Below are 12,140 nucleotides of genomic sequence, written 5' to 3'. Positions count from 1 at the left end.
GGTCCCCCGGGTCGTGGTGCCGCGGGTCGTGGTCCCCCGGGTCGTGGTGCCGCGGGTCGTGGTCCCCCGGGTCGTGGTGCCGCGGGTCGTGGTCGTGCGGGCCGTACTCCTGGTCGTGCTGCGGGTCGCGGTCTTGGGCGACTTCGCGGCCAGGCGGGATTCGAGTTCCTCGACCCGGTCCTGAAGGCGGTCGACCTTCTCGGCGCGTACGAGATCGAGGACGAGGAGGACCTTGTCCACCTCGGTGCGGATGAGATGCGTAAGCTGTTCGCGGTTGGCCTTGCCGACCGCGACGAGTTCCTCGACGAGCTGACCGGCCTGGGCGGAGACCTGGCCAAGGCCGGTGTCCCCCGAGGACATCAGCTCTTTGACCGCGGCTTGGGCTTTTGCCCTGGTCACGTCGGTCAGGCCGGTCGCGACCTGTACGTAACCGCGGAGTGCTTCGAACACCATGCGAACCCCCTTATCCCTGACACGCCCCCACGTGCCAGATTTCGCGTAGTACTCATGTGGAACGCTACCGTCCGTGGTGTAGGGGCATTTGACCGGTCCGCATATAGAGGGGTGGACGCATGGCAAGCGTCGAAGAATGCCGGGCTGCGCTGGAGAAACTCGTCGAGCAGTTCGACGAGATCAGTGACGAGGATCGGGCCCGGCATGTCGTCGAGCGCCGGCTCTCCTGCCGCATCTCCGACCTCGACGTCACCTTCTACGGCCGTATCCACCCCAACGGCCTGGACCCGTTCAAGGAGGGCCCGCCGCCGGACGGCCAGCCCCCCGAGATCAAGCTGACCCTCCGCAGCCAGGACCTGCTCGCCCTGGTCAACGGCGAACTCGACATGGCCAGGGCGCTGCTCGGCGGGCGCGTCAAGATCGACGCCAGCCTCGGCGACCTGCTCCGCCTGCGACGCCTCCTGTAGGGCGATCCCCGGTCGGGATCGCCACAGTCAGGGTTGCGCCGTCTGGATCGCCACCGTCTGGATCGCCGCCGTCGGGATCACCGCCATCAGGATCACCGCCGTCAAGGTTGCCGCCGTCGGGGTTGCCGCAGGCTGCGTCGCCCCCCTCTGGATCGCCCGCGCGCGTCAGGGTTGCGGGAGGGCGTGCAGGACGGCCTTGACGGCGTCCTCGTCCGCGGCGGCGTCGCCCACAGCCGCCCAGGTCGCGGCGCAGGCGGCCCGCAGCGCGTCCACCGGGTCTCCGGGGACGCCGGGGACGCCGCCGCCGTCCAGGTGCAGGCGTCCGCCGGTCCAGGTCGCGCTCCAGCCGCCGCAGGTCCAGGCCTCGCCGGACCGCCGGACCTCGGCGGCGGGGGCGTGCAGGCCGGACAGGTCCTTGGCGATGTGGGTCGGCCGGTGGGCCGGGACCGCGGTGAGCAGGTCGAGGGGCGTGCAGACACCCGTGAGCACGAGCAGGCTGTCCACCCCGGCCCGGGTCGCGCCCTCGATGTCGGTGTCGAGCCGGTCTCCCACGATCAGCGGGCTCCGCGCCCCCGTACGGATCATCGATTCGCGGTGCAGCGGGGGTTCCGGCTTGCCCGCGACGACCGGAGCCACGCCGGTGGCGGTCGCGATGACGCGGGTCATGGACCCGTTGCCGGGCAGTTCGCCGCGCTGGGTGGGCATGGTGGTGTCGGCGTTGGCGGCCACGAACCAGGCGCCCTGCCGGACGGCCAGGACGCCTTCGGCCAGCAGGCCGTACGAGATGCCGTCCCAGATGCCCTGGACGACGGCGACGGGCGCGTCCAGCGCGGTCGTGACCGGGCGGAGGCCGAAGGCGCGCAGGGCGCCGCGCAGGCCGGTGCCGCCCACGACCAGGACCGGCGAGCCGGCGGGCACACGCTCGGCGATGAGGCGGGCGGCGGCCTGCGCGGAGGTCACCACGTCCTCGGGGGCCGCGGGGACGCCGAGGTGGGTCAGGTGCTCGGCGATCGCGGCCGGCGTCCTGGAGGCGTTGTTGGTGACGTACGCCAGCCGTACGGACCCGGAATGGGCCGCGCGCAGGGCCTCCGGCGCGCCGGGGACAGCGTTCTTGCCCAGGTAGACGACGCCGTCGAGGTCGAGCAGCAGCGTGTCGTACCGGTCGATCAGGTGGGTCACGCCTGCCTCGCGTGCAGGGTCGCGCGGATCTGGGTCAGGGCGGACACGTAATGCCGCAGGTCGGGACGCATCGCCGCGGCAACCGCCAGCGGCTCCTGCGCCCCCTCGATGTCACCGGTACGCCAAAGGGCCATGCCAAGACCATAGTGGGCGTAGTCCTCGGCCGGATTCGCGTTCACGATCCAGCGGAAGCTGTCGGCGGCCTCCGCGTACCGCTTGGAGTTGAACTGGGCGCGGGCCAGCGCCTCGCGGATGCTGCGTGATTCGGGTTCGGCCTCGGCCGCGCGGGCCAGCAGCGACGCCGCGGCGGCCGGGCTGCCGTCCGCCAGGAGTTTGACACCACGCTGGTACCAGTCGTAGACGTCTCCGGCCGGGCTGCCGGAATCGGCGGTGCCATCCTGTCCTTGCATCATTGGCTGAGGCCTCCTGCGTACCGATTTCCTGACGAACCGCACACCGCTTCCATGGGGACTCGGGCGTTTATGGCAGCATGCCCGGTATGGAGAGTTCTGAACGGGCGGGACTGGTGCTGCGTCCGTTCCACGGCGTGCGATACGCCATCCCCGATGTGGCCGCCGTCACGTCCCCGCCTTACGACCTGATCTCCCCCGTCGATGCCCAGGCTCTGTTGGACGTCCATCCCAACAACGTGGTGCGCCTGATCCTTCCCGGGGCCGGCCACTACGCCCAGGCCCACGACCTGCTGCGGGACTGGCTGGCCTCCGGCGTGCTGGTCACCGACCCCGAACCCGCCCTCTACGTGTACGAGCAGCGCGGCATCGGCGTCTTCCAGCGGGGACTCATCGGCGCCGTCGGCGTGGACTCGGACGCCGTGCTGCCGCACGAGAACGTCATGCCCGGCCCGGTGGCCGACCGGCTGGCGCTGATGCGGAGCACCGAGGCCAACCTCGAACCCATCTTCCTCCTGTACGCGGGCGGGGGTCCCGCGTCCGCCCTCGTCGACGAGGTGGCGTCCGGGCGCGAGCCGCTGGTGGACGTGCCCGGCCGGGACGGCGTACGGCACCGGCTCTGGGCGGTGACCGACGCGACCGAGATCGCCGCCGTGGCCGAGGACCTGGCCGGGCGTCAGGCCCTCATCGCCGACGGGCACCACCGGTACGCGACCTACCAGGCACTGCGGGAGAAACTGCGGGAGGAACGAGGCGGCCCGGGGCCGTGGGACCAAGGGCTGGCGCTCCTGGTGGACTCCGCCGCCTATCCGCCCGGCCTGAAGGCGATCCACCGGGTCATTCCCGGGTTACCGCTGGCGGAGGCCGTGGCGCGGGCCAAGGGCGCCTGGCAGGTCCACGAGTTCACGTCCCTGGAGGACGCGCTGGCGGGGCTCGCGGCGGCGTCAGGACCCGCGTACGTGCTGGCCGGGGTTGGGAACTCCCATCTGCTCACCCATCCCGACCAACTGCAGGTCGAGCACGCCATGCCCCGCGAGATGTCGGAGCGCTGGCGGTCGCTGGGCACGTCCATCCTCAACGAGTTCCTGCTGCCGAAGGTCTGGGGCATCGAGGACGACGAGCGGACCGTGCTGATCGTGCATCACGACATCGAAGCGGCGGTACGGCTCGCGCGACAGCACTCCGGGACGGCCGTCCTGCTCAACCCCCTGAAGGCGGCGGACGTCTTCGAGGTTGCCGTTAACGGCGAGCGGGTGCCGAGGAAGTCGACCTCGTTCTCCCCGAAGCCCGCCACCGGCCTGGTTCTGCGCACATTCGCAGCGGACTGACACCCCCTCGCGATCTTGGCGGTTCCCTGCCCTTGGAGCGGAACAGCCTCCGTCGGCGTCGGGGTTCCTCCGACTGCGCGTGCGGGACGGTGCCGCGTCCGGCGAAACAACCTCCCGCGAGGCGACGAGACCCCTCCGGGCGCCGCCCGCTGAGGCGGTGCCCGATCTTGGGCTCGGTGCGACGGCAGGCGATGGCTACGCTCAGGGGGTGCAGAATGTGACGCCGCTGGGCGGGGACGTGTACGAGATCGACACACGGATGGCGGGGTTCGCCGGGATCACGGCCGGATATTTGATCTTGGGGGATCGGCCGTGCCTGGTGGAGACCGGGACGGCCACGTCGGCGCCGGTCGTACGGGACGCGCTGGCTTCGCTGGGGGTGGGGCCGCAGGATCTGGCCACCGTCGTCGTGACACACATCCATCTGGATCACGCGGGCGGGGTCGGGGACATCGCCGCGATGTTCCCTTCGGCGGAGATCGTGGTGCATGAGAAGGGGGCGCGGCATCTGGTTGATCCGTCCCGGTTGATGGCCAGCGCCAAGATGGTCTGGGGCGACAAGCTGGATGTGCTGTTCGGGTCGCTGGCGCCGACGGAGGCGGCTCGGATCAAGGCGCTCGGGGACACGGGCGCGATCGACCTGGGCAACGGGCGGACGCTGTCCAGCCACTACTCCCCCGGACATGCCAAGCATCACGTCGGGTTGATCGATTCGCTGACGGGTGACCTGTATGTCGGGGACGCGGCCGGGGTCTACCTGCCGGAGACCGGCGACCTCCGGCCGGCCACGCCGCCGCCGGACTTCGACCTGGACACGGCGCTCGCCTCGATAGCCCTGTTCGAGGCGCTTGGGCCGCAGCGACTGCTGTTCAGCCACTATGGGCCCGTCGGCGACGTGGCATCGACGCTGGAGCGGTCCGCGGAGGAGCTGCGGGTCTGGGTGGATGTGACCAAGCAGGCGCATTCCGAGGGGCTGGATCTCGACCATGCGGTCGCGATGGTGCGCGATCGGACAAAGGAACGATATGCCGCCCTCCGCAAAGCGGACGCGACCGCCGAACACTTCGAACTACTGAGCGGCGCCCCGTCGAACGTCGCCGGCATCCTCCACTGGCTGAACCGCGTCAACCCGGCGTCTCACTGACGACATCCCTTCGACAGCACCCCATCGAAGAAGCCTTCACCATTCTCGACACTTCCCGAAATACCCGGCAGGACCAATTCGACGACGCCGGAATTTTCCGCTATTGGGCACGGCCACGGGCAGAGCTACCTGGGTCGTATTCACGAAAAGTCCCAGTATTCGCGGGAGATGCCCCGTGGGCACCTCCCGCGCAAGGGTGACGTCGGTGAACGCCTCCGCATGACACGCGAGATTCCGCACGAGCATCTCCTTGTGAACACGAATGATGTGCCGCAGACGCCTCCCATGAACGTTGGCGCCTCCGCGCGAACGCTGGCGTCCCCGCATGAACACCGGCGTCTCCGCATGAGCGCCGGTGACGCCGAGTGGCACCTCCGGTCACCGCAGATGACGCCCACCGATCTCGGCATCGGCGGCACGCAGGCGATGTTCCCGTGGCCATCGTCCACCGACGGCGGTATTTCGCCTTGAGTGCGGATCAGTACTTCGTTGCCCTTTTGCGAGAACGACCGACAAATCCGGCGCGCTTTCCCTTTGCTGTGCGGCTGTTTGCCAAGGCTGATACGAGGTAATCGATTTTTCGGCTCCGAAGCGGGGCATGCCCGACTGGTAGCACTTCGCTCACTTGCGGAGATGGCTTATCAATTCAGGAGACGTTCATTGATTCCTCTCACGAACAGGTCGGCTAAGGGCCTGTTTACCGGTGGTCGCATATTGGGATACGCCGTCGTGGTGACCATCGCCGGTGTCGCGCTCGCGGGGCAGCCGCAGGCGAGCGCGATGACGGCGGGGCAGGTCTTCATGGCATCGGAGGAGCCCGGCGGGGCTCGCGTACCCGGGGAAGACACCGACTCCGTTCGCGAGGACCGGGCTCCCGCTCGCGAGGAGCGGACTCCCGCCGTCGAACACGAAGAGCGGGCTCCCGATTCGGCGCCCGAGGCATGGACTCCCGCGATTCGCGAGCGGATCCCCGCTCCCGTACGCCAAATCGGGGTTTCCGCTCGCCCGTACCATGTGCCGTGTTCCTCCTGCCGGCAGTGTCCCGCCAAGGGCAGGTCGGGCCCCACGGCCGCCGGCTGCGCCCTGCGCCAGCGGATGGACCATGGCCACGCGCCTGAGCTCGCGGGCAAGCCTGCTCGGTTCCGGACCCCGGATCGTGTCCACGACCGTACCCAGGACGGGAAGGCCCAGCTGTCCTCCCACGAACGGCCCGGAGCCACCAGTTCCGCGCCCATCGTGCGCGAATGGCCGCACCGCCCGGCCCGGTCCACCCACCACGACCGGACCTCGGCCTCCGAAGGCGCCACCCACGCGAACCACCCCGGTTCCGCGCACAACCGTACGAACCGGGCCACCGAATCCATTCACCAGGACCGCACGAAGCGGACCACGGGTTCCGCCCACGGCGACCGCGCGCACCGGGCCGGCGAATCGGCCAGGTCCCATGCCGGTCGGGCCACTGAGTCCATTCGCGGGGACCACTCGAGGCGGGGAACCGGTTTCGCCCACGGCGACCACGCGCACCAGGCCGCCGGATCCCACAGGCACCACCCCGATCGGGCCACCGGATCCATTCGCGAGGACCGCTCGAATCGGGTCACCGGTTCCGTCCACGGAAACCGCGACCACCGAGGCGCCACCTCAGCGCACAGGTCCCACCCCAACCGGGCCACCGAGACCTTCCAGCACGACCACTCCAAGCGGATCATCCATTCCGCCCATCGTGACCACGTGAAGCGGGCCACCGGTTCCGCCCACGGTGACCACGCGCGCCGGGCCACTGGATCCGCCCACGGCTCGCACGCGAACCGGCCGGCCGGTTCCGTTCATCAGGACCGAGTGAGCCGGCCCGCCGGTTTCGCCCATGGCAATCTCGCGCGACACTCCGGTTCCGCCGGCGACCGGGCGAACCGGGCGACCGCATTCGCGCATGGCGACCGTGTGAATCTTGCCGTGCGGCCGGGCCAGGGCGAATGGGCGCACCGGACCACCGGATCCTCGGAGCGCGGCCGCGCGCATCAGGCCCGTGGCGAGCGCGGAAACCGATCCGCACGTTCCGCCCAGCATGATCGTGCACACCACGGCACAGGGGCTCGGCACCACCGGCAGCACAAGCCTCCGGTGGTCACCTGGAACAACCGAAACTCCTGGGACGCCTGGTGATGTCGGCCCATAAGGGGGCCTGACAGAACGGCCCGAGGCGCCGGCACTTCGCCGTTGTCCGGCGCCGTCAACGCAGGTGACGCTTCTCGCCGCACCTGCGCCAAGAGTGACCGGCTTCATTCTGTCAGGGGCCCATAGGTTCTCAGAGGGCCCGAACCGGATGAACCCAGAGGCGAAGCGGATCCCCGCCGGAGTGGCGGGGATCCGCTGGCCCGTTAGTTTTCGGACTTCTCCTGCGGGTCCTCAAGCACGTCACCGAAGTCCGGCTCGATGAAGGCCGGACCGAGCGGAACCCCGGACTCCTCCGCCTTCTCCGACTTCTCTGCCTTGCCGGAGACGACACGCTTCGCCGCCTTGGCGGGTTCCTCCGCCGCAGACTCACCGGCAGCGGGCTTCTCACCCTCAGATGCCGCGGCTTCGGCTGTCCCCGGCTTCTCGCCGGCAGGTTCCGCGAGCGCCTGGGCGCCGGACTCCTCGGAGATCTCCACGACAGACTCCCGGACCGGCGAAGCGAGCAGGTCGCCGAGGTCGGGCAGCTCCTCGCCGGACTCCTCGGTCTCGTCCGTCTCGTCCGTCTCGTCGAAGTCCTCTTCGACGTCTTCGATGAGAGCCCCGGTCAGCTCGGCGTACCGCTCCGCCGCGTCGGTCTCGCCGTCCTCGTCGAAGGCCATCGCCCGCCCGAACCAGTCGGTCGCGGCGGCTTCATGACCCGCGTGCGCCAGCGCGTCGGCGTACGCGAAGGCCAGGCGTGCCGACCACGGCTTCGGCTGGGGGTCGCGGAGTTCCGGAATGCGCTGGAGGGTGACCACGGCCGCGTCGTGCTGGCCGAGGTCGCGGCGGGCGCCGGACTCGACGATGGCCAGCTCGATCCGCCCGGCCCGGTCCAGGCGCTCGGCCTCCTTGGATTTGACCAGGTCGAGCGCCCGCTCGGGCCGTCCGAGCCCACGCTCACTGTCCGCCATGATCGGCAGGTAGTCGTCGGACCCGGTCATCCGCCGGGCGGCCCGCAGATCGCCGAGCGCCTCCGCGTACTGACCCGCGTGGTAGGCCGCGATCCCGGTCGCCTCTCGGACGATCCCGATCCGCCCCGCGAAACGACGGGCTACCTTGGCGTGTTCGTACGCGCGCTCCGGGTCCTCCTGCTCCAGCGCCCGCGCGGTCGCGACGAGGTGGCTGGCGACCAGGTCGGCCAGGTCGCCGGGGAGGGAGCGCAGCTCGTCACGCGCCTGCTTGTCGAGCTCGTCCGGCGTGATGTCGGCGTCCAGCTCGGGCAGGTGCTCCCGCTCCTTCGCCTCCGGAGCCTCCTGGTCGCTGCCGTAGCGCGAGCGGCTGCCCCCGCCGTCCCGGCTGAACGGCCGCACTTCCTCACGCTCGTCGGAGCCACGCCTCGGCCGCTCATCCCGATCGCCGTACGACCGCTGCGGCCGATCCCCACGATCCTTGAACGGCCTCTGGCCACCCTCGTCCGGACGCCCGCCACGGTCATCCCGCGAGCCATAACGCCCGCCGAACCCACCGCCCCGCGAGTCACGATCACCGTACGACCGCTGCGGCCGGTCACCGCGATCACCGTAGGACCGCTGCGGGCGGTCACCACGATCGTCGAACGACCGCCTCGGCCGATCGTCGCCGTCCCGGAACGGACGCCCGCCACGGTCATCCCGCGAACCGTAACGCCCGCCGAACCCACCGCCCCGCGAGTCACGATCACCGTACGACCGCTGCGGCCGATCCCCGCGATCGTCGAACGAACGCTGCGGCCGGTCACCACGATCATCGAACGAACGCCGGGGCCGGTCACCGCGATCGGAGAACGGACGCTGCGGACGGTCCCCGCGATCGCCACGGTCATTGAACGGACGCTGCGGACGGTCTCCCCGGTCGCCGAAAGACCGCTGGGGACGATCGCCACGGTCACCGAACGAGCGCTGGGGCCGGTCACCACGGTCGTTGAAGGACCGCTGCGGACGGTCGCCGCGATCATCGAACGAACGCTGGGGCCGGTCACCACGATCGGAGAACGGACGCTGCGGACGATCGCCACGGTCATTGAACGGACGCTGCGGCCGGTCACCACGGTCGTTGAAGGACCGCTGCGGACGGTCGCCGCGATCATCGAACGAACGCTGGGGCCGGTCACCGCGATCGGAGAACGGACGCTGCGGACGGTCCCCGCGATCGCCACGGTCATTGAACGGACGCTGCGGCCGGTCACCCCGGTCGCTGAAGGACCGCTGAGGGCGATCGCCGCGGTCGTTGAAGGAGCGGCGAGGCCCGTCGTTGTCGCGGAACGAGCGGTTGCCACGGTCGGAGCCGTAGCGGCTGCGGGTGGCGTCACGGTCGCCGTAACGCGGACGATCGTCCCGATCACCCCGATCGGAGAACGACCTCTGCGGACGATCGCCCCGATCGGAGAACGGACGCTGCGGACGATCGCCACGATCGTTGAACGGCCGCTGCGGCCGGTCACCCCGGTCCCCGAAGGACCGCTGAGGACGATCGCCGCGGTCACCGAACGAGCGCTGGGGACGGTCGCCGCGGTCGTTGCGGTCACCGTAGGAGCGCTGCGGGCGATCCCCGCGATCCCCGTAGGAACGGTCGCCCCGGTCGTTGTCGCGGAAGGGGCGGTTCGGGCGGTCGTCGCGGGAGCCGTACCGGCCTCCGAAACCGCGGGATTCACCCTCGCGGGGGCGGAACGGGCGGCCGCCACGGTCGTCCGAGCCGTCTCTGCCGCCGGAATCGCGGTAGCCTCCCCGGCTGTCCGCGCGGAAGGGCCGCTCACCGCGCCCCCCAGGGGCGTCTTCGTGCCGCTCTCGATGGCCTCCGGCCCGGTCGCTGTGCTCGTCGCCACGGCCCGCGCCGTCACGCCCGTCTTCTCTGTTCACTTCTGTCCTCTGTCGCTCGCTCACCGCGTACGGCTCGGCGTCCCGTTTCGGAGGCGGCTGCGCGGTTCGGGCATATCTCGGCTCGCGTCCCTGCTCCGACGCGACGAAGGCCACCCTGCTTGGTGGGGTGGCCCGGCCCGTCCAGCCTAGCAAGTGATGGCGACTGCGTGAGCCCCCGTCACGGTTTGCGTCCGTAGGTGACCGCGTGCATCGGGGTCAGCTGGAACCATCCCAGCTCGGTGAACCCGTGCCTGGCCAGCAGTTCGTCGTACTCCTCCCGGGGCAGCAACTGGTCCCCGATCTGCGCCTCGAAGAACTGGATTCCGGACATGATCCGCCCCGGCACCTCCCGGAGCCCGGCGTCATCACCCGGGAACGGGAAGTCGGAGATGACGAACCACCCGCCCGATTCGAGGGCGTCCTTGCTCCGCCGGGTGACTTCATCGATGTCACGGCATTCGTGCATCGAGATGTTGTTGACGACAAGTGTGTACCCCTCGCCCGGCTCCATCGTCTCCAGCGGACTGGTGATCAGCTCGGCCCGCACGCCCTCGGCGCCGAGGATGTCGGCCGCGTTGGCGATCGAGTGGCTGTCCCCGTCCACCCCGGTCAGCTCGCACTTCGGGTACGCCCCCGCGAGCCGTACCAGGCCACGACCGGACCCGCAGGCGGTCTCCAGGATCTTGCAGCCGTCCCTGAGCCGGTCGGCGAGGCCGGGAATCTGGTCCAGGCCCGCCGGGATCAGGCGGGTGTAGAACGGCGTTCCGGTGCCGGCGACCCCGACGATGAAGCCGGGCGCGCAGCCGTCCCACCACAGGCGTTCCCCAGAGGAGAGCACCTGCTCGAAGCGGTCGAACATCTCGTTCTGCTCGAGAACGGTGAAGACGCCGCCGACATAGGCGGGGCTCGTCGTGTCCAGCAGCAGCGTGCCCATGTGCGGCTCCAGCCAGTACACCCCGTCCTGCCGATCGCAGACCCTGGCCCCGTACGCGGCCCGCAACCACGTGGCCACGTAGAACGGGTCGAGATCCAGCTCGGCGGCGAGCTTGTCGGCGCTCAGACCGCTGGGCGTCTCGGCCAGGACGCGGATCAGGCCCTGCCGGATGCCGATGGCGATCGTCCGGTGGGCGGTGTATCCGGCCAGGTGCGGCATGAGGACGGCGGCCTGGTCGCGAAGCGTGGTCATGGCATGTGCTCCTTCTCCCTGTGTTTCCTCTACCGTCGCGGGAGAGCCGCGGGGCCGGATAGTGCCGGAAGTGAAGCGCCACTGGTACACATTGTGTACTGGCAGGCGGACGCGGTGGGTCCTACCTTCAGCGTATGACCGGATACGGGCAGTTCTGCCCGGTGGCGAAGGCCGCCGAACTCCTCGACCAGCGCTGGATGCTGCTGGTCGTACGCGAACTCATGGCCGGAAGCCAGCACTTCAACGAGATCCGCCGGGGCGTGCCGAAGATGTCGCCCACCCTCCTCAGCCGGCGCCTCCGGGAGCTGGTACGGGCCGGGGTCGCCGAACGCACCGACGACAAGCGATACGTGCTCACCCCGGCCGGCAAGGAACTGGGGCCGATCGTGGACGCGCTCGGAGCCTGGGGGACCCGCTGGGTTCCCGAACTGGGCGATCCAGACCTGGATCCGCATCTGCTGATGTGGGACATCCGGCGAAGCATCGACCTCATCGCGCTCCCACCGGGCCGGACCGTGCTGCACGTGGTGTTCCGCGATGTGGATCCGGCCGAGCGGCGATGGTGGCTGGTCATGACCCGCGACGGGGCCGACCTGTGCGATTTCGACCCCGGGCACGACATCGCGGTCACCATGGAGACGTCGCTGCTGGAACTGTCGCGGATCTGGCGCGGCGACATGGGATGGGAGCAGTCGCAGCGCACGGGCGAACTCCGGCTTCGCGGACTCGCGAGCGCATGCCGGGACCTCGGCCGCTGGCTCAAATTCAGCCGGTACGCGACGACACCCCGGACGGTATGAATGCAGCCCATCGAAACAACCCCGGAGAACGCGAAAGCCCAGCCGATCCCGGCTGGGCCCTCAAACACGAAGGCCCCAACCGAACCGGCTGAGGCCACAAAACACGAAAGCCCCAGCCATAAGGC

General features: G+C 70.0%; 11 protein-coding genes and 1 pseudogene. 6 read left to right on the top strand and 6 right to left on the bottom strand.

The genetic code is table 11. The annotated features are described in order from the left end of the window. A pseudogene (locus Aph01nite_RS39525) lies at nucleotides 1–453 on the bottom strand (hypothetical protein); the annotation flags it as partial. Between the two features lie 119 nt (nucleotides 454–572). Between Aph01nite_RS39525 and Aph01nite_RS39520 the strand changes: the two are divergent. Further along, nucleotides 573–920 carry an SCP2 sterol-binding domain-containing protein gene (locus Aph01nite_RS39520; protein ID WP_204046213.1) on the top strand — a complete coding sequence of 116 codons (348 nt, stop codon included), beginning with the start codon at nucleotides 573–575 and terminating at the stop codon, nucleotides 918–920. A 165-nt stretch (nucleotides 921–1,085) separates the two neighbouring features. On the opposite strand, the gene Aph01nite_RS39515 is transcribed toward Aph01nite_RS39520, so the two are convergent. Together Aph01nite_RS39515 and Aph01nite_RS39510 are read right to left on the bottom strand one after the other, a co-directional pair. Beyond that, nucleotides 1,086–2,099 (bottom strand): HAD-IIA family hydrolase, encoded by a 1,014-nt coding sequence (locus tag Aph01nite_RS39515; RefSeq protein WP_204046212.1) that lies wholly within the window; start codon nucleotides 2,097–2,099, stop codon nucleotides 1,086–1,088. Continuing rightward, entirely contained in the window at nucleotides 2,096–2,512 is a 417-nt protein-coding gene (locus Aph01nite_RS39510) for a tetratricopeptide repeat protein (RefSeq protein WP_204046211.1), read from the bottom strand. Before Aph01nite_RS39510 ends, Aph01nite_RS39515 begins: the two co-directional genes overlap by 4 nt. Nucleotides 2,513–2,598: 86 nt before the next feature. Here Aph01nite_RS39510 and Aph01nite_RS39505 point away from each other — a divergent pair, with 86 nt between their 5' ends. The 3 genes from Aph01nite_RS39505 (at nucleotide 2,599) to Aph01nite_RS39495 (ending at nucleotide 5,452) form a co-directional block, all read left to right on the top strand. After that, a complete protein-coding gene (locus tag Aph01nite_RS39505; RefSeq protein ID WP_204046210.1) occupies nucleotides 2,599–3,837 on the top strand; it encodes a DUF1015 family protein in 1,239 nt (412 codons plus the stop codon). 208 nt (nucleotides 3,838–4,045) lie between these two features. Further along, nucleotides 4,046–4,981: an MBL fold metallo-hydrolase gene (locus tag Aph01nite_RS39500; RefSeq protein WP_239162325.1), complete on the top strand. Its 936-nt coding sequence runs from the start codon at nucleotides 4,046–4,048 to the stop codon at nucleotides 4,979–4,981. Nucleotides 4,982–5,200: 219 nt separating this feature from the next. Then, entirely contained in the window at nucleotides 5,201–5,452 is a 252-nt protein-coding gene (locus Aph01nite_RS39495; protein WP_204046209.1) for a hypothetical protein, read from the top strand. A gap of 1,170 nt (nucleotides 5,453–6,622) precedes the next feature. On the opposite strand, the gene Aph01nite_RS39490 is transcribed toward Aph01nite_RS39495, so the two are convergent. Then, nucleotides 6,623–7,093 carry a hypothetical protein gene (locus Aph01nite_RS39490; RefSeq protein WP_204046208.1) on the bottom strand — a complete coding sequence of 157 codons (471 nt, stop codon included), beginning with the start codon at nucleotides 7,091–7,093 and terminating at the stop codon, nucleotides 6,623–6,625. A 266-nt stretch (nucleotides 7,094–7,359) separates the two neighbouring features. Continuing rightward, complete coding sequence (locus tag Aph01nite_RS39485) at nucleotides 7,360–8,505, bottom strand: tetratricopeptide repeat protein (RefSeq protein WP_239162324.1); 1,146 nt, start codon at nucleotides 8,503–8,505, stop codon at nucleotides 7,360–7,362. Between Aph01nite_RS39485 and Aph01nite_RS39480 the strand changes: the two genes are divergently transcribed. Next, a complete protein-coding gene (locus Aph01nite_RS39480; RefSeq protein ID WP_204046207.1) occupies nucleotides 8,419–10,179 on the top strand; it encodes a hypothetical protein in 1,761 nt (586 codons plus the stop codon). The genes Aph01nite_RS39485 and Aph01nite_RS39480 overlap by 87 nt on opposite strands. Nucleotides 10,180–10,207: 28 nt before the next feature. Here Aph01nite_RS39480 and Aph01nite_RS39475 read toward each other — a convergent pair whose 3' ends face one another. After that, nucleotides 10,208–11,215 (bottom strand): class I SAM-dependent methyltransferase, encoded by a 1,008-nt coding sequence (locus Aph01nite_RS39475; RefSeq protein WP_204046206.1) that lies wholly within the window; start codon nucleotides 11,213–11,215, stop codon nucleotides 10,208–10,210. Between the two features lie 134 nt (nucleotides 11,216–11,349). On the opposite strand from Aph01nite_RS39475, the gene Aph01nite_RS39470 reads away from it, so the two are divergent. Next, on the top strand, nucleotides 11,350–12,015 hold the full coding sequence (locus Aph01nite_RS39470) for a winged helix-turn-helix transcriptional regulator (protein WP_204046205.1): 666 nt from the start codon (nucleotides 11,350–11,352) through the stop codon (nucleotides 12,013–12,015). The last annotated feature ends 125 nt before the right edge of the window (nucleotides 12,016–12,140 follow it).

The organism is Acrocarpospora phusangensis (genome assembly GCF_016862995.1).
In the GTDB taxonomy this organism is placed as follows: domain Bacteria; phylum Actinomycetota; class Actinomycetes; order Streptosporangiales; family Streptosporangiaceae; genus Acrocarpospora; species Acrocarpospora phusangensis.
This window is presented reverse-complemented; position numbering and strand designations above follow the sequence as displayed.